Genomic DNA, 24,467 nt, shown 5'->3' on the forward strand with positions numbered 1-24,467 from the left:
TTCAATGTTAGCAGACCGACGAGCAAAGATTGTAGCGACTATTGGTCCTTCAACTCGTGATGAAAAAAATCTAGAAAAAGCAATTAAGGCGGGCATGAACGTGGCTCGCCTTAACTTTTCCCACGGAACCCATGAAGATCACCTTAAAGTGATCCACTCCCTTCGCAAGCTGTCTAAAGACCTTAAGGCTCCCGTGACGATCCTTCAAGATCTTCAAGGACCTAAAGTGCGTGTGGGTAAACTTGAGGGCGGTAAGCTTGAGATCAAGCCCGGCGACAAGTTTACATTCACAACAGAACCTATTTTGGGTCGACCAGGCTTGATTCCATCAGACTTTAAAGAACTTCCGCTAGCTTGTACTCCCGGCACGCGCATCCTTTTGGATGACGGCTTGATGCAAGTTGAAGTTTTGCAAGTGCGTGGTGAAGAGGTTGATGTTGTTGTTATCGACGGTGGTATTTTGAAGGATCGCAAAGGCATGAATTTGCCAGGCGTGAATTTGCCGGTTGATCCGATGACTCCTAAAGACTTGGAAGATCTTGAATTTGGTATCGCGAACAAAGTTGATTATATCGCTTTGAGTTTCGTGCGCCACGCTCGTGATATTCGTAAGCTTCGTGAAATTATCGAAGCTCGCGGTTCGCAAGCTAAAATTGTTGCTAAGATCGAAATGATTGAAGCCATTGAAAACTTGGAAGAGATTTGCCGATTGTCTGACGCTGTCATGGTTGCGCGCGGTGACTTGGCAGTTGAAGTCGGTCAAAGTCGTCTGCCTGGTTTCCAAAAGCGCATCATCAATGTTTGTAACCAGTTGGGTCGTCCGGTTATCACGGCTACTCAAATGCTTGAGAGTATGATTGAAAATCCTCGTCCAACGCGCGCAGAGATCACTGACGTTGCCAATGCGGTTTTGGATGGTTCTGATGCCTTGATGCTTTCTGCAGAGTCTGCAAGCGGCAAGAATCCGTTTAAAGCGATTCGCACTATGCATGAGATCATATTGGAAGTTGAGCGTAACGAAGAGGAATACTACAAAATTTCTTTGGATAGCGAATTCCTAAGCACGCCGGCGGCAATCGCAGCTAGTGCTTCGTTGAGTGCGTTGAAACTAAATGCGACGGCGATTATCTGCTTAACTAGCACCGGTAAAACAGCCAGCATTATTTCTTCATTCCGTCCAAAGGCTCGCATCATTTCTGTAACTCAGCACCATGAGGTGTTGAATTCTCAAGAATTGAGCTGGGGTATCCAAACACATGCAATCAAACCTTACAAAAACATGGAAGACATCTTGTCTGAAGTGGATCGTTTGCTCGTGACGCATGGTTTGTCTAAAACGGGTGATAAAGTTATTGTTACTTTGGGTCAGCCTATTTCAAGTGGTGTTAAAACAAACTCTCTATACGTTCACACAGTGGGCGCTGAGAGCTTGACGAAGCTACCTGATGCAGAGTTGCCACTTCGCTGTCAAAACGATCCTTTAATCGATTAATAGCGGAAACGTAAAAAGTCGCGCACCTTCTCCCGATAAGTTGGATAATTAAAAAAAAAAGACAGGCTTCATCAGCCTGTCTTTTTTTGTGTAAGGTTATGGACAAAGTCTGTCTTTACCTCTGGCGCGACCATTTAGCGGAGTTTGCGTTTTAGGTTGTTTACCATAGACCAATTTGCAGCGAGGGGTTCTACGACGGGAATTTCGACCATTGCAAACACTGTGGGGCCATCCATGACTTTGTCGCCCAGATATTTTTTATCGATCAATGTGTTGACGTCTTCTGGTTTAATCAAAGTGCCGACTTCTTTCACAGACTCGTTTTGAAGGTTTCCTAGATCCACTTTATTGAAACCTTTTTTATCTGTTTCTACTTTTTTTGCAAACAGGATCAAGGCTCCTAAAACGGTGCATTCTTTTTCTGTGAGCGGCTCTTTACGATCTTTTTCTTGTCTGAATAACCAGTCATTGTACCAATCAACAAACGCAAAAAGCTCGGCGGGTTTTAAGTTCGTGATTTTTTGAAAACCGTCACCACGGTCCTCGATGGTGACATAGCCAAGCTCTGCCAGCGCCGTTGTGATAGCTTGCATTTTGTTGGTCGCTTCTTGGAAAATCTGAATCGTATAGTTACGAAGAAGTCCTGAAGAAATACTAACACCTGTGGCTTCAGGCTTTCCGTATTTCAAACACACGAAGTTAAAAATCGACATCAGTTTATTAATAACGTGAGGTGGGAAACGTTCTTCGTCAGCATTGGCTGTTTCGAGTTGTTTGATTTTTTTATTTGATTCGCGAATGGTTTCGTTCAGATTTTTTAAAATAGCTCGAACCCATACCGGCAACTGATCCAACTGTTTATTCAAAGAATCATAGGGGAGGGCGATCACTTCTGTTTCTTTGATCGCTTTGACGTTTGCACTGCGGGGCTTGTTATCGAACAAACCCATTTCTCCAACCATGGAGCCGGGATTGATCTCGGCCAGCATGACTTCGGATTGACCTTTGGTTTTTGTGACAGCCAGCAGTCCCGTTTTAAGAATGTACATGGCGTCAGCGGCGTCGCCTTCGCGGAACAAATAAGTATCTTTCGCTAGTTTTTTCGCCTCAGCCACGTGCAGATCCTTCCCGAGAGAATGTTGCATTTAGTATCTCGAAAAATCCGAGCAGTATCAAATTAAGGAAATGAGCAAGCTAGACGTAAGCAGAGGGAAGCCCAGCGGAGTGCCGGGCTTTTTGGTGAATGATAACAGGTAAGTAACTACCTTTTCAGGTAAGGACGTACCTAGAAAAGGGCGTACCTAGAAAGTCATGGCTTTGCAGTCGGGGGCAATTGTCATTTTGCCCTCTGTTGCTGCCAGAACTTTTTCGGGAGTCAAATCTGGAGCGTACTCTTTTAAAACGAAACCTTTATCAGTTACTTCGATCACGCCGAAATCGCTGACGATTTTCTTGATACACTTGATGCCAGTTAGAGGCAGAGTGCATTTTGTGCGTAGTTTCGAGTTTCCTTCTTTGTCCGTGTGTTGCATGGCTACGATCACATTGCGAGCACCAGCAACAAGATCCATTGCGCCGCCCATGCCTTTAACCATTTTGCCAGGCACCATCCAGTTTGCAATGGAGCCTTGCTCGTCGACTTCCATGGCACCAAGGACTGTCAAGTCCACGTGGCCGCCACGGATCATGGCAAAGCTGTCCGCACTCGAGAAAAAGCTAGCACCCGGAACCGCGGTGACAGTTTGCTTACCAGCATTTACTAGGTCGGCATCCACTTTGTCTTCGGTGGGGAAAGCTCCCATACCCAAAAGACCGTTTTCGCTCTGTAACATAACGGACATGCCCTTAGGAATGTAGTTCGCAACCAAAGTTGGAATGCCAATACCCAGGTTCACGCAAAAACCATCTTCGACTTCTTGGGAAATTCTTTGTGCGATTTGTTCTCTAGATAAAGGCATGAATTACCCCTTGCTCACTGTGCGCTGTTCGATACGTTTTTGGTAATTCGTTCCTTTGAAAATTCTTTGAACGAAGACACCTGGAGTGTGAACTTGATCTGGATCCAATTCGCCGACTTCGACTAACTCTTCCACTTCAGCCACTGTGATTTTACCAGCAGTTGCCGCCATGGGATTGAAGTTGCGTGCTGTTTTACGGAAAACCAAGTTTCCGAATTTGTCGCCTTTCCAAGCTTTTACCAGCGCAAAATCACCTACGATACCACGCTCAAGAACATAGTCGCGCCCATCGAAGTTTTTGATTTCTTTTCCTTCAGCGATCAATGTTCCAACTCCTGTCGGAGTATAGAAACCAGCGATACCAGCGCCACCCGCACGAATGCGTTCTGCCAATGTCCCTTGGGGGCAGAATTCCAGTTCAAGCTCGCCGCTCATGTATTGTTTTTCAAACAAAGCGTTTTCACCCACGTAGGATGAAATCATTTTTTTGATCTGACGTTTTTGCAAAAGCAGACCCAAACCAAAATCGTCCACTCCAGCATTGTTGGAAACGCAAGTCAGGTTTTTAACTCCGCGCTCGACAAGAGCTGCGATGGAATTTTCAGGAATACCGCAGAGGCCAAAGCCGCCGACGACCAAAGTCATTCCGTCTTTAATGCCTTCAAGGGCCGACATGGCATCTTTATAAACTTTTTTGCTCATGATGTTTCTCCAAATGAAAAAGGCCACCCGGTGAGGGCAGCCTTTGAGGCACTACGCTTTTTCGATAATAAGTGCGACAGCTTCACCGCCACCAATACACAAAGTCGCAAGACCATAGCGTTTGTTGTGAGTGTGAAGAGCGTGAACCAAAGTCGTCAAAATACGGGCGCCAGAAGCACCGATTGGGTGACCGATAGCAACCGCACCACCGTGCACGTTTACTTTTTCAGCAGGGATTTCCAATTCTTTCATTGCCACTTGAGTAACAACTGCGAACGCTTCGTTGATTTCCCAAAGATCGATATCGCCCACTTTCAAGTTGGCTTTAGCCAACGCTTTTTTGATAGCGCCCACAGGAGCCGTCGTGAAGTACTTTGGCTCATGTGCGAACGTGCCATGTGCCACGATTTTTGCAAGTGGTTTGATGTTGCGTTTTTTAGCTTCAGATTCAGACATCAAAACGTGAGCCGCGCCACCGTCATTGATTTTTGAAGCATTCGCTGCCGTGATTGTTCCCGCTTTATCAAAAGCAGGTTTCAATCCAGGGATTTTATCGAAGTTTGTGTTGAAGGGTTCTTCGTCTTTATCGATAACTACGTCACCTTTACGACCCGCAACAGTTACCGGAACGATTTCGTTTTTGAAGACGCCATCAGTCCAAGCTTTTTGTGCTTTTTTGTAGGAGTCCACAGCGAAAGCATCTTGTTGCTCACGAGTGAAGTTGTGCTCTTTCACGCAGATTTCTGCTGCACTTCCCATGTGGAAGTTATTGTACGGATCCCATAGACCATCTTTGATCATGGAGTCTGTCATTTGCGTCGCACCCATGCGGTAGCCTGTGCGAGAATTTTCAAGCAAATGCGGCGCCAGTGTCATGTTCTCTTGACCACCTGCCACTGCAATTTTTGTATGACCCAATTGGATGTTATCTGCGGCAAGCATAACTGCTTTCAAACCAGATCCACAGACTTTATTGATCGTCATGCAAGGAGTGTTGTTACTAAGTCCAGCATAAAGAGCTGCTTGGCGAGCAGGAGCTTGGCCCACACCGGCAGTTAATACTTCACCCATAATGACTTCATCGATTTCATTCGGAGAAACATTCGCACGAGTTAGAGCTTCTTTAATCGCAGCTGCGCCTAGTTTGGGAGCAGGTACTGCACCGAAACCACCTTGAAAGGATGCGACAGGAGTTCTGACGCTGCTGACAATCACTACATTTTCCATAATTCACCTCTTCATGTTGAAAATCTAAAAAAAATTATCTTAAATAGAGTCTGAGTCAATATTTCAGAATTTGGAGACAACGCATGTCAGCGATCACGGTCATCTTGATAAGTCTTTTTGTTCAGCCTCTTTTTGCAGCCACAATTGAGGCACCTGTGCAAGAAGGGACTCGCTTGGTTCTCAAAGGTTTTGAAGCGCAAGTGCAGCTTAATGCGGTGCCGGGCGCAACTTCTGCGAAGATCTCTGGCGTCGACGAGTCAGGGTACGAAGGTTCTTATGTGGTTACAAAAAAAGATAATACCATCGAAGTGAATATGGTTGAATTCGGCAGTAAGAAAACCTGGATGAATGCCTTGCCGAAAGCGAATTCTCAGCTGAAAAAAATCGAAATTTCTGGGGTTGCAATTCCGGTTGAAATCCAACTGAAAGGTGGCAGCGTTATCGCTCAGAAATGGAGCAAAGATCTGAAAGTGAGTATGACTTCAGGTCGTGCCGTGGTAAACAACGGAACAGGTTCTTTGCAGCTTTACGTGCAAAAAGGTGAGATCAGCGTGACCGACCACGTGGGTCGCGTAAACGCAGACGGCTATTCCGGAGCGATGAAGTTGACGAATGTCCAAGGTGATATCGACGCCTCCCTGTTTTCGGGACAGTTAAATATCGAAAAGGTTCGCGGCTTTTTGTCTCTTTCGACGCAACAAGCGACAGGAAAAGTGAATCAAGGTTCAGGTACAATTCAATTTGAAAATGGCAAAGGCAGTTTGAATCTGCAAGGTTTCCAAGGACGTCTTGAGGGGCAAAATCAAGATGGAACAGTTAGCATCACAATGGCGATGGACTCCGAAGTCGATGTGAAAGCTAAAGCCGGTCGCATCAATATCACTCCGCCAGCTGCTTCGGGAGCTAGCGTCAATCTGTACACGGTGGATGGTGAGATCTTCGTCCCTAATGAGTTGAAAGTGAACAAATTGAGCTCTGAGAAAAGTGTTCGTGGCAGATTGCGTGGCTCGACACAAAGAGGCAGCATTTCTGTGCGCAGCCAAGAGGCGACAATTCTAGTGAAATGAGTTGACACTCAAGGCTCTATGGCTCAGGTATTTGAAGGTACATTTATCATCGCAACTAGGTAAAAATATGGCAAAAATCGTTAAAAAGAAGCCCGCAGCGAAAGCACCAGCAAAACCGGCTAAAAAAGCCCCAGTAAAAGCTGCGTCAAAACCTGCACCTAAAAAACCAGCTCCGAAGACTGTCGTTAAAAAGAAGGTTGAAGCGAAAGCTCCTGCAAAGGCAGCTCCGAAAAAACCTGAAGTTAAGAAAAAGGTCGAAGCCAAGGTAGAGTCTAAGGCGAAAGTTCCTGCGAAAGCAGCGAAGGAAGTCAAAGAGACTAAAGCCGAAGTTGCAAAAAAAGAGAAAGTCGAAAAGAAAGCCGCTCCAGCTGCAGCAACGCCTGCACCGGAAAAGGCCTCTGCGTCTAAGAAGGATGCGAAAGCAGCCAAAAAAGGCGCTAAAGGCAAAGGTAAAGAAAAAGACGACTCTGAAATGGATGATGATTTTATCGCCGATGACGATGAAATGATGGGCGATGAGATCGGGGAGTACGAAGAGGAACTGAAGGCCGTTGAAGAGGCGGACGAGGAAATCGACGTTGTTGAAGAGTGGGCTCCTGAAGAGAAAGATAAGTCAGACGAAGAAATCGTTTTGACGGATGCTGAAGGCCGTCGTTACTGCCGCGCTCGCGATTGCGATCAGGTTGCGATTGTCGATGTTTACTGCCGTTACCACTACCTGTTGTTCTGGAAGAAGATCCAAGTTCGTAAGAAGATCCTTACGGATGGTAAACTTGAGCGTTACGTCGAGGAATTAACGTCACGTTACCCTGATAAGTTCCTTGAGATGATCCGTCGCGATTTGCGTACAGAGAAAGACTTCTTGGCAGCTATCCAAGAGCTTGAGATCGACGAATCAGCAGCAGAAAACGAATTTGAAGAGGATACAAACGCCTTTATCGAAGAAGTTCGTGGAATGGGCGATTCTGGCGGAAGTGCGTCAGACGACGACGAGTACTAGCACTAGCAAAGGCTGGAAAATTGAAGCCTCACTCTCGCGAGTGGGGCTTTTTTGCGTTTGCGTCATGAAATTTTGTAGTACATATTTCATTGCCATATAGAACCCAAATTGGTACCAGTAGCCGCAAGTTACCTAAATATATGTTGGAAATACGGTCCGACGTTTCTACCTGCCACCATTTTAATGGCAGACTATTTGGAGATTAAATGAAGAACTTATTCGTTCTTTTCGCGATCCTAGTTGCATCCGCTACTTCACACGCACAAGATCAATTCCCGATTGGGCCAGATCATAATCTGACTCCGGGTTCATTGTGCTCTCGTCCGACGGAACACCGTTACCCAGAAGGTATTAACTACTGCGAGCGTGACGTTGATTCCGACGTTAAAAGAGGCCGCTTTGCTGCCTATGACCAGTTGGGCTTCCGCACTCGCCAAATGGATCGCCAAGATTTCAAAATTGACCATTACATTCCACTTTGCATGGGTGGATCTAACAATACGAACAACTTATGGCCACAACACAAATCTGTGTACGAAATCACGGATAAATTGGAACAAGTTCTTTGTGAAAAGATGGCTGAAGGCAAGCTTTTGCAAAAAGAAGCTGTTCGTATCATCATGCAAGCGAAAAACAACTTGGATCAAGTTCCTGAGATCCTAGCGCGCGCAAACGCTCTATAATCGATTTGACATTCTCTCTCAGAGGGGGCGGCTCACTTCCTTCATTGGGGTGGGCCTTTTTCGTTTACAAGCCTGAATATTTGCCAAGCCTCCATGGCGAACACCCAAATTCCAGCAGTTTTATGATAGAAATCTTCATCTTTTGATTGGTGGAGTTTCCTATGAAAATTCTCGTAATATTGATCGCAGCGGTGACTGCAACAACGGCTTGGGCCGGCAGCCCCAAAGGGACTCGGGCGCCCAAGATACTTTCTTGTGGTGTCGTTTATAACGCTGAAAACAAGGCAGGGAGCGAAGTTCCTGGCGTCTATGAGGATTTGGATACGGCGAAGCTCGACATCAAAACTGAGATCGGGAAGCCAGCATCATCTGGGGATGGCTTCGTTAAGGTTCAGGTGAGTTCGCTCACAGATCAGGATGGCCGTGATTTCGTGACGGTGGATGTCTTAGATGCCAAGTCGAAAGTAATTTTGGCGAAAGTGAAAAACACCGTTCTGACCGAGCCTTTGAATTTGTTTGTTCGTTTGTCAGATGAAGCACGCGTCCGTATGAAGAAGAAGTATAAGGGCGACCTTGCGTGGGCTGAACTTTGGTGTTCAGTGGCTGATAAAGACGAAACGGCGAATTAGTTTTTTAAAGTGCAGAATCTGGATAAGAAAAAAGCTCCCTAGTGGAGCTTTTTCTTTTTGTCTTCTTCGTTATCATCTTCTGGATCTTGATAATCCTCGTCGTCGCGGGGAGGGCTTAACTCTTCGCTTTGTTCCGCATGAGATAAAGCATCCTCTGATTCATCTTCTTCGAAAATCATAGTTTCATCGTCAACGCCCAAAAGTTTGTTGGCTTCGGCCTCTAAATTCGTATTCTCTGTCGTAAATTGAAGGAAGAGTTTCTTGCCTTGAAATGGGACTTCTTTCCAGACGTAAGGGAAATCAACTTCACCATCGTTTTCAAAGTATTCCATCATCATGGCAGCCGCTGCATCCACGCAGTTATGAATGCGTTTGATGGCGTCTTGTTGTTGTTGAGAATAGTTCATGGAAACTTCGAAGTTGGCATGGGCCAAACGGCCTTCTTCACAGTATCCAACGCGCAGCACAATTTCTTCGGTATAGATACGACCTTCGATAATCAGTTCAGCATTATCTAGGTATTGAGCGAAATTCTCGTTGAACACCGTCTGAATTTGATCTGAGTACTCTTTGGGAAAATTCGTCCATTTTTTGGAACTTTTCAGTCTTGGATTCATAGAGAAGGGCTCCTCGAACTTTGACATTTCTAAAGTGAACCTCTATAACTCACTTTCTTTGATGACACAAGAGGTAAGAACTGTGGATGAATTGAGCCAAAATCCTGAAATCACCAATCAAATTCAGAATATGAATCAAGATGTCGGTCAGGGCCGTGGCGTGTACATTTCCACTTACGGTTGCCAGATGAACGTCAACGATACAGAGCGCATGCACTCTTTGCTAGAGATGCAAAACTTCGTGCCGGTGCAAACTCCCGAGGAAGCATCTCTCATCATCATTAATTCTTGCAGTGTTCGCGAAAAGCCGGTTCACAAGGTTTATTCCGAAGTGGGTACTTTCAGAAAAATGAAAGAGAAAAATCCAGAGCTTCGTATCGGTGTGGGTGGCTGTGTAGGTCAGCAGGAAAAAGAAAATCTTATCAAAAATCAGCCGATGATCGATTTCGTGTTCGGTACGGATCAGATCGACAGCCTTCCGTACTTGGTGGCGGATAGCTTCATGGATCGTGAAAAACGCATCAATGCAAAATTTCAGCATCGCGCGCCTTATCACATCGAAACCATGGTTCGTAACCCGGGTGTGGCGACGTTTGTTAACATCACAAAGGGTTGCGATAATTTCTGCACATTCTGTGTGGTTCCTTACACTCGTGGTCGTGAAAAATCTCGTCCATTGCAACACATTCTGACGGATATTCGCCACTTGGTAAAACGCGGAATGAAAGAAGTTACGTTGCTAGGTCAAAACGTAAATTCTTACTCTGACAACGATGTTGATTTTGCAGATTTGATGGCAAAGGTTGCCACAGAAACGGATGTTGAAAGAATTCGTTTCACGACGTCCCATCCTAAAGACTTTAATCAAAAGCTTGCTGATACGATGGCGAAACACCAAGACAAAATCATGGAATACATCCACTTGCCTTTCCAAAGCGGCAGCACGCGTGTATTAGCGCGTATGAACCGCATTTATACTCGTGAAGAGTATTTGGAAAAAATCGCGATGCTTCGTAAATCTATTCCAAATGTTGTGTTCTCGACAGATATCATCGTGGGTTTCCCTGGTGAAACTGAGGAAGATTTCCAAGACACTATGGATATGGTTCAGCAAGGTGGATTTGAAACGATCTTTGCGTTCAAATACTCGCCGCGCCCATTTACGAAAGCGGCAAAATTTGAAGATCAGATCGCTGAAGAAATCAAAACAGAGCGTTTGAATCGCTTGTTTGATATGCACGACAAAATGTCCTTCGAATTGGTAAAACGTTACGAAGGCCAAGTTTTGAAAGTTTTGGTAGAAAATACGGACCGTGAAGAAGGTAAAGTTCATGGTCGTAGTACTGGCAATAAGCTTGTTCACTTAAAGGGCTCGCCAGATTTGATCGGGAAGACGGTTGATGTTCGTATCACTCGCGCATTCCCGGCGACATTCCACGGAGAATTGGTTCAGTAGTATGAAAGAAGACATTTTAGATTTACAAAATCTGAAAGCGCAGATCATCTTTGCAGAAGAGTCTCAAGACGAAGAAACATTTCATCAAGAGGACTTGGTGAGATTATTTCCGTATGGGCTTTCCGTGACGGGTGATGTGGCTCGTCCTTTTTTGTTGTTGAAAGATGAATCCCATCACTTCACTTTGCCAGTGGCTGTTTCTGCGATTGAAGCGGGTGTGGCGTTATCTCAATCCAATAAAAGCATTGCGGAATCAACTCCGCATAAGTTCACCGAACTTTTGATGCAGTCATTGGACATCGAGATTCGCCAAGCGGTGTTTGTCGAAATCAAGGGTGCTAGTCAGTACGTTCGTCTTTATTTGTCAGGTCATCCAAAAACGAACTCGATCAAAGTGCGCGCCGATGAAGCGATGTCTTTGTGTTTGCATTTGGGCACTCCCATTTATGCGACCAAGAATTATATTGGCCGTTCGAAGGTTATGAACGCCTCTGTCGAGAGCAATTCCCACGTACTCCAAAACATGTCTGGCGATAAGCCTAGATATTTAAACTGAAATTTGCACTTTTCATAAGTTAACATCTGATAAATTGCTGTACTGCAAATTGTGTTAGGGCTCTGTTGTTGAAACAATGGAGCCATGATTCATCTACCACCATTAATTTACGATCTTGGGATAATTCTGGTAGTGGGCGCCTTGGTGACCCTGCTGTTCAAAAAACTTCGTCAGCCCTTGGTGCTAGGTTATTTAGTCGCGGGCTTTTTAGTCAGTCAGCATTTTCCCTGGTTACCCACGATTCAAGACAAAGCCAACGTCAGCACCTGGGCCGAAATCGGCGTGATTTTTCTATTGTTTGGACTGGGCTTAGAATTTAGTTTCAAAAAATTGGTGAAGGTGGGCGGATCTGCTGGATTCACTGCAGTTTTTGAAGTGGTTTTCATGGTGGGTTTAGGCTATCTGGTCGGTCGTTTGATTGGTTGGAATTCTGTCGACAGTTTATTCATGGGCGGAGTGCTTTCGATTTCCTCCACAACCATTATCGTTCGCGCCTTTCAAGAGTTAAACATGAAGGGCCAACGCTTCGTTGAGTTGGTCTTTGGTATTCTGATTGTTGAGGACATCGTCGCTGTTTTGTTGCTGGTCTTGTTGCCATCCTTGGCCGGCAGCGAGGGTTTGAATATCGCCTCGCTGATGACCGTCAGTTTACGCATGGTGTTCTTTATCTTATTGTGGTTTGTAGTGGGTATTTTCCTGCTGCCAGTGTTCTTAAGGAAAATTCGTTCGCTTTTAGAAGAAGAAACAACTTTGATTGTATCCATCGCTTTGTGCCTTTTGATGGTTGCGATTTCTTCTGTAGCTGGTTTTTCGCCAGCGCTGGGCGCCTTCGTCATGGGATCATTGCTAGCAGAAACTCCCGAAGGTCATCATATCGAAAAGCTGATCAATCCTGTTAAGAACCTGTTCGCGGCGGTTTTCTTTGTGTCAGTGGGTACGATGATTGATCCACAGGTGATCATGGATAAACCTTGGTTGATTCTGCTTCTGACTCTGGTCACGATCTTTGGTAAGTTCTTAAGCACATACTTGGGGGCTCTGTTCTCGGGGCAAAGTCGCAAAACGGCGATGCAGTCGGGGATGAGTTTAGCGCAAATCGGAGAGTTTTCTTTCATTATTGCGTCGTTAGGCGCTTCTTTAAAAGTGACCAGTGACTTTATATATCCTTTGGCGGTCGCCGTATCTGCGGTCACTACTTTTACCACGCCCTATTTAATCAAATCATCCGGATGGTGTTCTGATCGCGTGGACGCGCTTTTGCCAGAGCGTTTAAAGCATGCAATGGATAATTACAAAGCGCAGTTTCAGCGCACAGGAAATCGCAGCGTCGGAACCTTGCTGCTTGAGGCGCTAGGGATGAAGATTATTTTAAATTCCGTTATCATCGTTGCGTTGACGTTTGGATTTAAAAAATATGCGCTTCCTTTTTTGCAAGCCACATTTCCTGATTTTTCTCGTGTGAATGTGGTGGCATTAGTATTGTGTGTCGTTATTTCGGTTCCGTTCTATTGGGGTCTGGTTAGAGGCCGACCTTCAAAAAAATCTTCTCAAGACGTTGAAAACATCGCGCGCCTTCGCCGGCTGCTTGCAGGAGTGACTGTTGCACGAATCTTGGTGGCGGTCTTGTTGCTCTCTGTGATGGTAGCTCAATTCGTGTCCTTAAGAGTGGCATCGGGCGCCCTAGTTGGTGCGATGCTGGTGATGTCAGCACTTGGATATCGCTACGGCGAAAAATTCTATGAGTTCTTCGAAGATGAGTTCTTATCCAACCTGACAGAAAAAGAGCGTGAAGAAGTCGCGAAGCGTGTTGAACTGACTCAGCTGGCTTTGCCGTGGGATGCATCCATCAGTGTCTTAGAGGTGGCTTCAGATTCCAATTGGGTAGGACGCAGTCTGCGGGACCTTACTTTTAAAGAGAATTTTGGTGTAACGATCGCATCGGTTGTTCGTGCGGGCCGCCGATTCTTTGCGCCCTCGGGAGATTTTGTTCTGTGGCCCTACGACAAAATCGTATGTTTCGGAAGCGAGTCTGAATTGGCTGAACTGAATCAAAAAGTTGAAGAATTCAGCAATAAACACAAGTGGGCCGAAGTTGAAGCTCCGAAATACCGCATGGGTTCCTTCGTTGTTCATGAAGACAGCATTTATATCGGAAAGTCCATCCGCGATAGCGGCATACGCCAAACTGAAAAAATCCTGGTCGTTTGTATCGAGAGGGGTCAAGAAAGAATCCTAGGACCCTCTGCTGGTACGGTTTTGCAGGCCGGTGATCTAGTCTGGTTTGTGTCGGAATAAATCTTGGCCGCATGACCTTTCAGCGCGAAACTTAAGAGAGTATCTTTTCAAAAGTTTTGTATGAAAGGCTTCGGTCATGACTACAAAGTTTTCTCGTAAAATCTTTTTCATTCCGGTTTTTTCTTTGATCTTGATCGTAGGCATATTTGTTAGCGGATCGACGTCGTCTTTGCGTCTTCCCCCGGTGAATTCTGAACCGGCGGCCGTAGGAGCAGAGATAAGTTATGAGCACGCATCTGAGGCGGCAATGAAGCCCTCCAATCCAAATTTTGGACAGAGTATGATTTGGATTCCTGGTGGTGAGTTTTGGATGGGCAGTGGGGATTTGAATGTCATTGATGCGCAACCTCCCCACAAAGTCCATGTCGATGGATTCTGGATGGATCAGTACTTAGTTACGAATCGCGATTTTATGGATTTCACAGAAGATACGGGTTATGTGACCGTCGCAGAACGTCGCTTGGATCCCAAAGATTATCCTGATTTGCCTCCCGAGCTATTGGAACCTGGAGCAATTATTTTTAGCCCAAGAATAGAAAGAACAGATCTGGGAATTTCCGGTTCTGTGTACTGGCGTTGGCAACAGGGTGCGAACTGGCGGCATCCTGAAGGGCCCGCTAGTGATTTGCGCGGACGCGAGTTGATGCCCGTCATTCATGTGTCTTACACAGATGCTCAAGCTTATGCCGAGTGGAGAGGAAAACGACTCCCCACAGAGGCCGAGTGGGAATATGCGGCTCGGGGTGGTTTGGATCGAATGCCATACTCTTGGGGGAAAGATTTTAGACCCCAGGGGAAATTCATGGCAAACACTTGGCAAGGAAACTTTCCCTATTTTGACTCTGCCGAGGACGGTTATAAGGGGTTATCTCCTGTCGGAAGTTATCCTCCGAATGGATATGGACTTTATGATATGACCGGAAATGTGTGGCAGTGGGTTTCTGATTGGTATCGGGCGGATTACTTTCAAACTATTTCCCATAAATCCGTCGTCGTAAATCCGCAAGGTCCGGGAGGCCCCGAAGAAGATGGTGGAGAGCTTGGTAAAAAACGGGTGCAAAAAGGTGGGTCGTATCTTTGTACCGATTCCTACTGTTCCAATTTAGATCCAGCGGCTCGTCGTCGTGGAGATATCTGGAGTGGTTCGCCGCAGGTGGGTTTCCGTTTGGTGACATCAGAGCCAGCAAACGTTTCTTACAAGCACTCGCAAAAAACTTCCCAATAAATCCAATCGGTATGATAGGATTTAGCAGAGGTTTTTTATGAGCAACCCCTTCGTCAAAGCCCGTGGTAAAACTCCTGTCGTTGGAGAAAAAGTTTTCATCGCTGATAATGCGCGCCTGATTGGTGACGTCGAGGTCGGTGAAGGATCGTCTATTTGGTATAATGTAACGATTCGTGGTGACGTGATGCCCATCAAACTTGGCAAAGAAGTCAATGTCCAGGATGGAAGCGTTGTGCATGGAACATATGGTAAATACGGAACAACCTTGCATGATCGAGTGACGATCGGGCATTTGGTGATGCTGCATGGTTGCGAAGTGGGGCGTGCGACGCTTGTGGGCATGGGTTCTATTTTGATGGACGGCGTAAAAGTGGGCGAACATTGCTTAATCGGTGCGGGGTCTTTGCTGACAGAAGGCACCGAAATTCCTCCGCGAAGCCTTGTGATGGGGCGTCCTGCGAAAGTTAAACGCACTCTGACAGACGAAGAAGTCGCTCTGCTAGAAAAATCCGCAGACAATTATCTCCTCTATAAAACCTGGTACGAAGAGGTCTAGTCCTGACGAAATCCTGAAGGTCTTCTAGTTGAACTCTGACTTGATTCAACACAGAATATCTTCAGGAGTTTTTTATGGAACGTGAAATCCCTTTTGCGCTGACTTTCGACGATATCTTACTTCTTCCTCAATTTTCCGAAATCATTCCCACCGAAGTGGTGCCGAGATCTTTCTTTGCCCGCGATAAATTTTTAAATACGCCGGTGATTTCGGCCGCGATGGATACTGTGACTGAAAATCGCACAGCCCGTGTGATGGCTCAGTTTGGTGGACTGGGAATCATTCACAAAAATTTTTCGATCGAAAAACAAGCGCTTGAAGTTGAAAAAGTTAAAAAATACGAAAGCGGTATGATCATGGATCCAATCACCTTGGGACCAGATCAAATGGTTCAAGAAGCCTTGGACTTGATGGAAAAATACTCTATCAGTGGTGTTCCGATCACGGTGGATGGCGTGTTGGTGGGTATTTTGACGAACCGCGATTTGCGTTTTGAAGAAAATTTCAATCAGCCCATCCGTAAATTGATGACTCAAGAAAGTCTTGTCACAGCGAAAATGGGAACGACGCTTGAGGAAGCCAAAAAGATTTTGCAAAAACACCGCATCGAAAAACTTCCGGTGGTGGATGCAAAAGGCAAACTTAAAGGCCTGATCACTATCAAAGACATCGAAAAAGCAAAAAACTATCCGCAGGCGACCAAAGACAATCACGGTCGGTTGTTCGCGGGGGCTGCGATTGGCGTTGGCACTGATTCTGCGGAACGTGCTGAAGCTTTAGTGGCAGCTGGAGTTGACGTATTGTGTGTCGATACGGCTCACGGTCATTCCAAAAACGTTCTGGACATGGTGAAGCATGTCTCTAAAAAATTCAAAGACGTCATCGTCATCGCCGGCAACGTCGTGACAGCGGATGGCACGAAAGCTTTGATTGAGGCGGGGGCTGATGTTGTTAAAGTAGGCGTGGGCCCGGGCAGTATTTGCACAACTCGCGTGGTGGCTGGTGTGGGTATGCCGCAAATTTCTGCGGTGATGGAGTGTGCAAAAGTCGCTAAGAAATCGGGAAAAACAATTATTGCTGACGGCGGTATTAAGTTTTCAGGCGACATCACAAAAGCGCTAGCACTTGGGGCTAATAGTGTGATGATTGGAAATTTGTTAGCGGGTGCTGAAGAGTCTCCAGGGGAGACTATTTTGTTCCAAGGTCGTAGTTATAAAGTTTATCGTGGCATGGGCTCAATTGGCGCGATGGCCAAGGGTTCTAAGGACCGCTACGGTCAGATGGATATTGATGACAACGAAAAGCTCGTTCCAGAAGGAATCGAAGGTAAGGTTGCATACAAAGGGCCTGCTTCCGGTATCATTCACCAATTGGTGGGTGGTTTAAAATCGGGTATGGGCTATTTAGGCGCGGCGAATATTGATGAGCTTCAGACGAAAGCAAAATTCGTCCAGATCAGTGCGGCGGGTCTGCGTGAATCTCACGTACACGATGTCAGCATCACCAAAGAAGCTCCGAACTATAGAATTGAAAGTTAATCATTATGCTACGTGGATTTATTATCTTGGATTTCGGTTCGCAATTCACTCAGCTGATTGCGCGCCGTCTGCGCGAAATGGGATACTATTCAGAAATTCATTCCTATCTGTATCCCACTGACGAAATCATTAAAAAGAAACCTTATGGAATCATTTTAAGTGGAGGTCCGAACTCAGTTTACGAAACGGGGTCCCCGCAAAGAAATATTCAAGAGCTTCGTAACATAAGTCCTTTATTCTGCGTTTGCTATGGAATGCAGTTATTAACTCACTCCTTGGGTGGCCGAGTTTCTAAAGCTCAGCACCGTGAGTATGGTTTAAATTATGTAACATGGACTGACGTCCTAACGGGTGTTCCGCAAAAACAAAAAGTATGGATGAGTCACGGTGACGTTGTTGATGCCGTGCCAAAAGATTTCACAGTGATCGCCACGTCTGATGGAGATCATCCCGCGGCGATGCGAGGGCCCAACGTGTTGGCTGTGCAATTTCATCCCGAGGTGGCTCACACTGAACATGGTTTAGATCTGCTTCGCTATTTTACTTCGGAAATGTGCAACGCTCCTGCTGATTGGGATGCTCCTCATATAAAAGATCATTTGATGGAAGAAATCCGCCACAAAGTAGCCCCTGAAGATCACGTCCTGGTGGGCTTAAGCGGCGGTGTTGATTCCACAGTAGTGGCGACCTTATTAACGAAAGCTTTGGGTGCGGATCGCGTTCATTGCGTTTTCGTTGATAATGGTTTGCTTCGTAAAAATGAATACGAAGATGTTTTAAAAAATTACCAAGGCTTGGGTTTGAATGTTCGTGGTGTAGATGCATCAAAAGAGTTCATGGATGCTTTGGTTGGCAAGTCTGATCCTGAAGACAAGCGTAAAACAATTGGCCGTGTGTTTATCGAAGTCTTTGATAAAAGCTATGATAAATCTCTTCCGATCAAGTGGCTGGCACAAGGAACTTTGTATCCTGATGTCATAGAAAGTGTTTCATCGGTCGGTGGCAGTGTAACCATTAAGTCCCACCACAATGTCGGTGGTTTGCCAGAAAAAATGAATTTGAAACTTTTGGAGCCTGTTCGTGAGCTTTTTAAAGATGAAGTCCGCGCCATGGGTGCTCAATTAGGTTTATCAAAAGAACTTTTGTGGAGACATCCATTTCCAGGGCCAGGCTTGGCGATTCGTGTCTTGGGTGAAATCACACCTGAGAAATTGCGCATTCTTAAAGAGGCTGATGATGTTTACATTTCTCAGCTTCGTAAACATGGCTTGTATGAAAAGATTTGGCAGGCCTTCTGTGTACTACTCCCGGTGAAAACTGTGGGTGTACAAGGCGATTCTAGGACGTATGATCACGTCTTGGCTTTGCGTGCAGTGACATCCAGTGATGGCATGACCGCGGACTGGTATCCATTCGAGTTTGCCTTCCTTCGCGAAGTCTCAAACCTTATCACCAATAAAGTGAAAGGTGTGAATCGCGTCGTTTATGACGTTACTAGTAAGCCTCCTGGCACAATTGAGTGGGAGTAGGATTAAAGATCAGTCTCCTTGTGTTTTAACGTTGGACCTGGGTGCTTGCGGCTGTTCGTGATAAACCATAGGCATACAAGTTCTAAAACTGAATAGGGGGACCGATGAAGCACTTGAAGTGGGTGTTTTTGGTAATCACGGCGGTGGCGGCTGTGGCTGTCGCATCTCAACATGCGTTTTTTCAAACAGCAGGGACCTCAAGTTTTGGTTACGTCATAGATTTTAATAATGTTCGTAAAGTTCAGAAAAGCATTCAAGATTATGAGATGCTGGTCGGGTATAACCCTGATAGCACACAGAGTTTGTATTTGGTCGATAGTCGTCTTAAACGGGCTTATTCTTTGGATGTGGATGGATTAACTGGGAATTTGAAGTTTTCAGCTCGTACGGGACCTAATCTGCAAACGGAGCTTTGGAAAAAAGAAGAACCCGCAACGTCTATTAATTATGATCATGAATTCTTGCTTGTTACTACCGGAGTAGAGCAATGTTGTGGCGCGATGACGGGTTATCGCATTTACGACGTGAAATCAGGTTATTTGATATTGTCATTTAATTCTTTTTCGGAAAATCCAGTAGTCCGTCATCCCTTTGTACTGGATGTTCCAAACTCGCAAATGCCTCAACGGTATATCGGTGTCATCAGTGGAGATAGCACTCGCGATACAGATTTTATCACTCCCACCTCTGGTATGGTCAAAACAGCTTTGGTGAAGATGGGGATCGTCGGGCAATTCTATCAGCGGCTGCAAATCGATATGCAAGTTGCTGAGGGTTATGCGCCAAGTATTTTGAGTGTGACGATGGAAAAGAATCCAGCAGTTCCTGGCAGCAACAGTATCGAAATTAATAATGACGTTGCCACACTTTGGAATATCGATGCGGGAACTGATCCCGCAGCCGTCCAAGGTGTGCAGCTTAAAATTGTTTTAAACGGTGGCGGCGGTGATCGGACAGTGATCATCCCCGTGATCAAAGATCGCTTAAGTGTGGAGCAGGCAACGGTACCTGCGGGGGTTGCCCTTCGGGCACAGGCCCTATAATCAATACGCTTTCCTGACAGTCGCGAGTCTTGCGGAGTTAACAAATTTGAATTACGATAGCGCATGCTAATTAATCTGACTCCTCTTCGTAAGTATCGTGATTTCCGCCTGTTATTCTTTGGACAAATGATTTCCTTCTTAGGAAGTATGGTGACTTATGTTGCCATTCCCTACGAAGTCTATGAGCTTACCAAGGACAATTGGTTGGTGGGAATGTTGGGCCTTGTGCAGCTTCTTCCAGTTCTTGTTTTCGGAATTTTAGGAGGAACTTATGCAGATCGCATGGATCGTCGTAAGTTGCTTCTTACTTCTGAAATTATCATGACATTAATTATTCTTGCTCAGGCACTGAACGCTTGTCGCGAAAAGCCCTCGGTGCCTTTAATCTTTGTTTTGGTTGCGATCTTTCAATCGGTGGTTGGTTTTCACCGACCTGCGATGGAAGCTATGACCCAAAAAATTGTGGCTCCTGAAGACTATCCGGCCATCGGTGCATTGGGCAGTTTCCGGTGGGCTGCGGGTGCCATCGTAGGTCCGGCATTAGGTGGGCTTTTAATTGCTAAGTTTGGAGTTAAAGGTGCTTACTTTTTCGATGTGGCTAGTTTTGCCGCAGCCTTTGTTGCTTTGTATTTGATGAGTCGCATGCCAGCTCCCGAAAAAAGAGATGTTTCTCCATTGGAAGATGCAAAAGCCGGCCTCAAATATGCTCTTTCAAAACCAGAATTAGTTGGCACATATGTGATCGATATTGTGGCAATGGTCTTTGCATTTCCTGTCGCTCTTTTTCCAGCGATGTCTGAAAACTGGGGAGGCGCAACGGCTGCGGGAGCATTATTTTCAGCGATGGCTATTGGCTCTTTGCTTATGACTTTATTCAGTGGTTGGACAGGAAAAGTTCATCATCATGGACGTGCTGTGGTGATTGCAGCGACGTTGTGGGCTGTCTTCATTATCGGAGTGGGATTTGCGCAAAATCTTTGGGTGGCCGTTTTGTTTTTAGGACTCGCGGGGGCTGCTGATATGATGAGTGGGCTCTTCCGTGGAATTATTTGGAATCAAACAGTGCCGAATGAATTGCGGGGTCGCTTGTCAGGAATTGAAATGATCTCATACATGTCAGGTCCACTCTTAGGAAATGCCCGTGCGGGATGGGTGGCTGCGAAGTATTCAGTTCCCGTGAGTATTACGAGCGGAGGTCTGATTTGCGCGGTGATGGTGGTTTTAACTGGCTTTATGCTACCCCAATTCTGGCGCTATATTGGCCCTGGCAAAGATGATCAAAAAATGGTCCCCGACGAAGGGTTAACGCAAGGCTCCTAATTTGAATAAACGACATAGCTAAGATATGAATTTAGCATGTCTTTTGTTCATCTTCATGTCCACTCAGAATACTCCCTTTTAGAGGCTGCCTGCCGAGTTAAAGCTATCGCGAAAAAAGCGGCGGCGATGAATATGCCGGCGGTTGCACTGACCGACAATGGCAACATGTTCGGCGCCGTTGAATTTTACTTTGCTTGTAAAGACAATGGCGTAAAACCTCTTTTGGGATTGGATGCGTATCTAGCTCCGGGTTCACGCCTGGAGAAAAAACAGGATCGCGATCAAGTGGCGCAAGGTCCACGCCGATTGGTTTTCTTAGCGCAAAATCAAAAGGGCTATCAAAATCTTTGTAAGCTTTCGACCATTGGTTACCAAGAGGGTTTCTATTGGAAGCCTCGTATCGACTATGAAGTGATCAAAGAATACAACTCTGATTTGATCTGTTTGACGGGGGGCCTGCGTGGTGAGGTTGCCGAAGCCTTCATGAAAGAGGGCGCCGATGCGGCGCTGGCAAAGATACGTCAACTTAAAGAAATTTTCGATGACCGCCTTTATTTGGAAATGTGCCGCACAGGCGTACCCGAGTGGGATCAAATCAATCCATTCTTGCTAGAAGCTTCGAAAATCACTGGTGTCCCTGTGGTTGCCAGCAATGATGTTCACTACATGACTCAAGATGATCAGATCGCTCAGGAAGTTTTGATCTGTATCGGCACCAATAAAACTTTGAGTGATGAAAGTCGTTTCCGCTTAGGAACGGATGAGTTCTATTTTAAGAAACCAGAGCAGATGATAGATCTGTTCGCAGACGTTCCTGAAGCTATCAGCAACACTTTGCAAATCGCTGACCGTTGCGATGTAAAATTCAAACTAAAAGACGACGCTGGTAAACCGATTTACCATCTTCCAACTTTCCCGACGGACGAAGGTGTTACTTTGAAAGAAGACATCGCTCGTCGTTCCAAAGAAGGTTTGCTTCTTCGTTTTCAAGAAGCAGCAGAGCGTGGTGAGGCAGTTCCTGAAGAGAAAAAGCCGGAATATTACACGCGTTTGGATTATGAGCTGGGTATCATTGATCGCATGGGATTCAATGGCTACTTCTTGATCGTCCAAGATTTCATTGGTTGGGCGAAGGATAACGACATCCCTGTCGGTCCCGGCCGTGGTTCGGGTGCCGGTTCCTTGGTCGCCTATGTTTTAAAAATTACGGATTTGGATCCACTTCCAAATTTCCTTCTGTTTGAGCGTTTCTTGAATCCAGAACGTATCTCTATGCCCGACTTCGATATCGACTTCTGTCAGGATCGCCGTCAGGAAGTGATTCGTTATGTGACACAGAAATACGGACAGGCTTCGGTTTCTCAGATCATTACCTACGGTAAACTGCAAACTCGTGCGGCGTTGAAAGACGTAGGCCGTGTGTTGGGAATGTTATTTGCGGAAGTAGATCAAGTAACAAAATTGATTCCGGATAAATTAGGTATTTCTCTTAAAGAATCTTTGGAGATGGAACCTCGTCTGACTGAGATGATGGAGATGAATCCTACGGTTGCGACTTTGATCGACCTTGCCCAACGTGTGGAAGGTATGGTTCGAAACGCAGGTATCCATGCCGCCGGCGTTATCATTGGTGATGGTCAATTGGTTAAGCATGCGCCTTTGTATAAGGGCGCCGATGGCGAGCAGGTCGTCCAATACGACATGAAGCACGCCGAGAAAATCGGTTTGATCAAGTTCGACTTCTTGGGGTTGAAAACCCTGACTCATATCAACATGGCTTTAAAGCATATCAAAAAGAATCGTGGCAAGACGATCACCTCGCGCATGATTCCGATGACCGACACGGCCACTTTCGAGATGATGTCACGTGGTGATACTGCTGGGGTGTTCCAATTCGAGGGTGAGGGCATCACCGATGCCACTCGTAAAATCCGTCCTTCATCATTTGCCGATATCACCGCCATCACGTCGTTGTATCGTCCAGGTCCAATGGCGAACATTCCAGATTTTACAGATCGTAAACACGGAAAAGCGCCCGTTGAATACTTGCTTGAAGACACCAAAGAGGTTTTGGCAGAGACCTACGGTATCATGGTTTATCAAGAGCAAGTTATGGGTATCGCCTCGCGAATTGCCGGCTACTCTCTGGGTGAAGCCGACATGCTTCGTCGTGCGATGGGTAAAAAAATCAAAGAGGAAATGGATCAGCACCGCGAACGTTTCATGAAAGGTGCTATCGAACGAGGCCATAATAAAGAACGCTCTTCTGATCTTTTCGATTTGATGTATAAGTTTGCGGATTACGGTTTCAATAAATCCCATGCCGCTGCTTATTCTGTGGTTACGTTACAGACTGCTTGGTTGAAATGTCATTATCCAGTGGAGTTCTTTGCAGCACTTCTGTCTACCGAGTTGTCTGATACAGAAAAAATCGTAAAGTACTCCAAGGATGCTGCAAAACGCGGAATCACAGTTAAGTCACCCCATGTGAATTTCTCTGAATACTTCTTTGGCGCCCACGGTGATGAAGTTTACTTCGGTCTGGGTGGTATTAAAGGCGTGGGACAAAATGCCGTTGAAGCGATTGTGGAGGCTCGTGAAAGCTTGCCTGATAAAAAGTTCAACTCTTTGGATGAATTTTTTAATGCCATCGATCTTCGTCGCGTGAATAAAAAAGTGATCGAGTGCTTGATTAAAGCCGGCGCCTTTGATGGTTTCGGTGCGCATCGCGCGCAGTTGATAGCAGGTTATCAAAAATTCCTAGATCGTGCTCAAGGTCTGCAAAAAGATCGCGAGCTGGGTCAATCTTCATTATTTGATTTAGGTCCATCTACTGAAACAGTGGTGAAGCTTGATGATGTAAAGCCATGGAGTCGTACCGCGACTTTGGCGTATGAAAAAGAAGTCATTGGGTTTTACTTGAGTGATCATCCTTTGAAAGGATTTGATACTCTTTCAGAGATCTTTACCAACTGTAAAATCATCGATCTGCCAGCGCAGATGCCAGCGGTGGGCTCTCCTGAATGGGAAGCAATGCAGGCAGCGAAAAAAGACTGGAAAAACCGTGATGCTGCGAAAAAGCGTGTCATTGTGGCGGGACTTATTACCGAGCTTCGTGAGTTGATCACGAAAAAAGGGACCCGAATGGCGTTCGGTAAGCTTGAAGATTTAACCGGATCGGTCGAACTTGTGATCTTCCCAGATGCGTTTGCAAAGAATGGTGAGATGCTTAAAGATGAAAGACCGATGTTGATCGGTGGGGGTCTTGAGGTCGAAGAAGGAGTCGCGAAAATTATGGTCGATTCGGTTTCTCCGCTTGAAGATATTCTTAAAAAAACCAAGCGTATGGTCTTTAGGCTAGATCGCATCCCGCATGAAGACTATGGTCGTTTACAATCTTTGATGAAAGAGAATCCAGGTCCAACGGCAGTCAGTCTAGAAATTGATATACCCGACGTCAGTCGCCGTGTGACAATGGACGTAGCCGAGGGATCCGGAGTCAACGTGAGCAACGAATTCTTTGAAGGGGTGCATTCCCTTTTTGGACGAACGGATTTTATTGAATTGAGGTAAG

At 45.8% G+C, this 24,467-nt stretch carries 20 protein-coding genes and 1 riboswitch; of the genes, 15 read left to right on the top strand and 5 right to left on the bottom strand.

The features are described 5' to 3' along the window. Nucleotides 1–4: 4 nt before the first annotated feature. Nucleotides 5–1,492: a pyruvate kinase gene (gene pyk / locus B9G69_RS14360; RefSeq protein WP_088614689.1), complete on the top strand. Its 1,488-nt coding sequence runs from the start codon at nt 5–7 to the stop codon at nt 1,490–1,492. A gap of 134 nt (nt 1,493–1,626) precedes the next feature. Here the strand turns inward: pyk and B9G69_RS14365 are convergent, their stop codons facing one another. From B9G69_RS14365 to B9G69_RS14380, 4 genes are all read right to left on the bottom strand, one after another. After that, a complete protein-coding gene (locus tag B9G69_RS14365; protein WP_254916789.1) occupies nt 1,627–2,637 on the bottom strand; it encodes a Crp/Fnr family transcriptional regulator in 1,011 nt (336 codons plus the stop codon). A gap of 156 nt (nt 2,638–2,793) precedes the next feature. Further along, nucleotides 2,794–3,450, bottom strand: coding sequence for a 3-oxoacid CoA-transferase subunit B (locus B9G69_RS14370; protein WP_088614688.1), 657 nt, complete (start codon nt 3,448–3,450; stop codon nt 2,794–2,796). A gap of 3 nt (nt 3,451–3,453) precedes the next feature. Continuing rightward, nucleotides 3,454–4,152, bottom strand: a complete 699-nt coding sequence (locus B9G69_RS14375) for a CoA transferase subunit A (RefSeq protein ID WP_088614687.1) — start codon at nt 4,150–4,152, stop codon at nt 3,454–3,456. A 51-nt stretch (nt 4,153–4,203) separates the two neighbouring features. Beyond that, a complete protein-coding gene (locus tag B9G69_RS14380; protein ID WP_088614686.1) occupies nt 4,204–5,379 on the bottom strand; it encodes a thiolase family protein in 1,176 nt (391 codons plus the stop codon). A gap of 83 nt (nt 5,380–5,462) precedes the next feature. On the opposite strand from B9G69_RS14380, the gene B9G69_RS14385 reads away from it, so the two are divergent. The 4 genes from B9G69_RS14385 to B9G69_RS14400 all read left to right on the top strand — a co-directional run bounded on the left by B9G69_RS14385 (nt 5,463) and on the right by B9G69_RS14400 (nt 8,758). Next, nucleotides 5,463–6,446: a DUF4097 family beta strand repeat-containing protein gene (locus tag B9G69_RS14385; protein WP_088614685.1), complete on the top strand. Its 984-nt coding sequence runs from the start codon at nt 5,463–5,465 to the stop codon at nt 6,444–6,446. A 67-nt stretch (nt 6,447–6,513) separates the two neighbouring features. After that, complete coding sequence (locus B9G69_RS14390; protein ID WP_265437806.1) at nt 6,514–7,446, top strand: hypothetical protein; 933 nt, start codon at nt 6,514–6,516, stop codon at nt 7,444–7,446. A 114-nt stretch (nt 7,447–7,560) separates the two neighbouring features. Further along, nucleotides 7,561–7,660, top strand: a riboswitch (purine riboswitch). Further along, a complete protein-coding gene (locus tag B9G69_RS14395) occupies nt 7,653–8,129 on the top strand; it encodes a hypothetical protein (protein WP_088614683.1) in 477 nt (158 codons plus the stop codon). It overlaps the preceding riboswitch by 8 nt. A 161-nt stretch (nt 8,130–8,290) precedes the next feature. Beyond that, nucleotides 8,291–8,758, top strand: a complete 468-nt coding sequence (locus B9G69_RS14400; RefSeq protein WP_088614682.1) for a hypothetical protein — start codon at nt 8,291–8,293, stop codon at nt 8,756–8,758. 38 nt (nt 8,759–8,796) lie between these two features. Here the strand turns inward: B9G69_RS14400 and B9G69_RS14405 are convergent, their stop codons facing one another. Beyond that, the gene (locus B9G69_RS14405; protein WP_088614681.1) at nt 8,797–9,375 is read right to left on the bottom strand and encodes a hypothetical protein; all 579 of its coding nucleotides are present in this window, start codon (nt 9,373–9,375) and stop codon (nt 8,797–8,799) included. An 82-nt stretch (nt 9,376–9,457) separates the two neighbouring features. Between B9G69_RS14405 and miaB the strand changes: the two genes are divergently transcribed. The 10 genes from miaB (at nt 9,458) to dnaE (ending at nt 24,466) form a co-directional block, all read left to right on the top strand. Continuing rightward, entirely contained in the window at nt 9,458–10,831 is a 1,374-nt protein-coding gene (gene miaB / locus B9G69_RS14410; protein ID WP_265438059.1) for a tRNA (N6-isopentenyl adenosine(37)-C2)-methylthiotransferase MiaB, read from the top strand. A gap of 1 nt (nt 10,832) precedes the next feature. Continuing rightward, complete coding sequence (locus B9G69_RS14415; RefSeq protein WP_088614679.1) at nt 10,833–11,387, top strand: bifunctional nuclease family protein; 555 nt, start codon at nt 10,833–10,835, stop codon at nt 11,385–11,387. Nucleotides 11,388–11,471: 84 nt separating this feature from the next. After that, nucleotides 11,472–13,682 carry a cation:proton antiporter gene (locus B9G69_RS14420; RefSeq protein WP_088614678.1) on the top strand — a complete coding sequence of 737 codons (2,211 nt, stop codon included), beginning with the start codon at nt 11,472–11,474 and terminating at the stop codon, nt 13,680–13,682. Nucleotides 13,683–13,758: 76 nt separating this feature from the next. Next, complete coding sequence (locus B9G69_RS14425; protein WP_217897671.1) at nt 13,759–14,907, top strand: formylglycine-generating enzyme family protein; 1,149 nt, start codon at nt 13,759–13,761, stop codon at nt 14,905–14,907. A 37-nt stretch (nt 14,908–14,944) separates the two neighbouring features. Continuing rightward, nucleotides 14,945–15,463, top strand: a complete 519-nt coding sequence (locus B9G69_RS14430; RefSeq protein ID WP_088614677.1) for a gamma carbonic anhydrase family protein — start codon at nt 14,945–14,947, stop codon at nt 15,461–15,463. A 74-nt stretch (nt 15,464–15,537) separates the two neighbouring features. Further along, complete coding sequence (gene guaB, locus B9G69_RS14435; protein WP_088614676.1) at nt 15,538–17,001, top strand: IMP dehydrogenase; 1,464 nt, start codon at nt 15,538–15,540, stop codon at nt 16,999–17,001. Nucleotides 17,002–17,006: 5 nt separating this feature from the next. Beyond that, entirely contained in the window at nt 17,007–18,530 is a 1,524-nt protein-coding gene (guaA, locus tag B9G69_RS14440) for a glutamine-hydrolyzing GMP synthase (RefSeq protein WP_088614675.1), read from the top strand. Between the two features lie 104 nt (nt 18,531–18,634). Further along, complete coding sequence (locus tag B9G69_RS14445) at nt 18,635–19,573, top strand: hypothetical protein (protein WP_088614674.1); 939 nt, start codon at nt 18,635–18,637, stop codon at nt 19,571–19,573. Nucleotides 19,574–19,636: 63 nt separating this feature from the next. Next, nucleotides 19,637–20,893 (top strand): MFS transporter, encoded by a 1,257-nt coding sequence (locus B9G69_RS14450; RefSeq protein ID WP_088614673.1) that lies wholly within the window; start codon nt 19,637–19,639, stop codon nt 20,891–20,893. A 36-nt stretch (nt 20,894–20,929) separates the two neighbouring features. Continuing rightward, on the top strand, nt 20,930–24,466 hold the full coding sequence (dnaE, locus tag B9G69_RS14455) for a DNA polymerase III subunit alpha (RefSeq protein ID WP_265437807.1): 3,537 nt from the start codon (nt 20,930–20,932) through the stop codon (nt 24,464–24,466). The last annotated feature ends 1 nt before the right edge of the window (nt 24,467 follow it).

Origin of the sequence: Bdellovibrio sp. SKB1291214, from assembly GCF_002209355.2 — a bacterium.
In the GTDB taxonomy this organism is placed as follows: Bacteria; Bdellovibrionota; Bdellovibrionia; order Bdellovibrionales; family Bdellovibrionaceae; genus Bdellovibrio.

What these genes read in the sequence shown, in the direction of transcription:
- guaA (WP_088614675.1), top strand. Translation starts at nt 17,007, where the DNA reads ATGCTACGTGGATTTATTATCTTGGATTTCGGTTCGCAATTCACTCAG.
- B9G69_RS14385 (WP_088614685.1), top strand. Translation starts at nt 5,463, where the DNA reads ATGTCAGCGATCACGGTCATCTTGATAAGTCTTTTTGTTCAGCCTCTT.
- guaB (WP_088614676.1), top strand. Translation starts at nt 15,538, where the DNA reads ATGGAACGTGAAATCCCTTTTGCGCTGACTTTCGACGATATCTTACTT.
- B9G69_RS14425 (WP_217897671.1), top strand. Translation starts at nt 13,759, where the DNA reads ATGACTACAAAGTTTTCTCGTAAAATCTTTTTCATTCCGGTTTTTTCT.
- B9G69_RS14400 (WP_088614682.1), top strand. Translation starts at nt 8,291, where the DNA reads ATGAAAATTCTCGTAATATTGATCGCAGCGGTGACTGCAACAACGGCT.
- B9G69_RS14395 (WP_088614683.1), top strand. Translation starts at nt 7,653, where the DNA reads ATGAAGAACTTATTCGTTCTTTTCGCGATCCTAGTTGCATCCGCTACT.
- B9G69_RS14370 (WP_088614688.1), bottom strand. Translation starts at nt 3,450, where the DNA reads ATGCCTTTATCTAGAGAACAAATCGCACAAAGAATTTCCCAAGAAGTC.
- B9G69_RS14390 (WP_265437806.1), top strand. Translation starts at nt 6,514, where the DNA reads ATGGCAAAAATCGTTAAAAAGAAGCCCGCAGCGAAAGCACCAGCAAAA.
- B9G69_RS14450 (WP_088614673.1), top strand. Translation starts at nt 19,637, where the DNA reads ATGCTAATTAATCTGACTCCTCTTCGTAAGTATCGTGATTTCCGCCTG.
- dnaE (WP_265437807.1), top strand. Translation starts at nt 20,930, where the DNA reads ATGTCTTTTGTTCATCTTCATGTCCACTCAGAATACTCCCTTTTAGAG.
- B9G69_RS14405 (WP_088614681.1), bottom strand. Translation starts at nt 9,375, where the DNA reads ATGAATCCAAGACTGAAAAGTTCCAAAAAATGGACGAATTTTCCCAAA.
- B9G69_RS14415 (WP_088614679.1), top strand. Translation starts at nt 10,833, where the DNA reads ATGAAAGAAGACATTTTAGATTTACAAAATCTGAAAGCGCAGATCATC.
- B9G69_RS14420 (WP_088614678.1), top strand. Translation starts at nt 11,472, where the DNA reads ATGATTCATCTACCACCATTAATTTACGATCTTGGGATAATTCTGGTA.
- pyk (WP_088614689.1), top strand. Translation starts at nt 5, where the DNA reads ATGTTAGCAGACCGACGAGCAAAGATTGTAGCGACTATTGGTCCTTCA.
- B9G69_RS14380 (WP_088614686.1), bottom strand. Translation starts at nt 5,379, where the DNA reads ATGGAAAATGTAGTGATTGTCAGCAGCGTCAGAACTCCTGTCGCATCC.
- B9G69_RS14430 (WP_088614677.1), top strand. Translation starts at nt 14,945, where the DNA reads ATGAGCAACCCCTTCGTCAAAGCCCGTGGTAAAACTCCTGTCGTTGGA.
- B9G69_RS14375 (WP_088614687.1), bottom strand. Translation starts at nt 4,152, where the DNA reads ATGAGCAAAAAAGTTTATAAAGATGCCATGTCGGCCCTTGAAGGCATT.
- B9G69_RS14445 (WP_088614674.1), top strand. Translation starts at nt 18,635, where the DNA reads ATGAAGCACTTGAAGTGGGTGTTTTTGGTAATCACGGCGGTGGCGGCT.
- B9G69_RS14365 (WP_254916789.1), bottom strand. Translation starts at nt 2,637, where the DNA reads ATGCAACATTCTCTCGGGAAGGATCTGCACGTGGCTGAGGCGAAAAAA.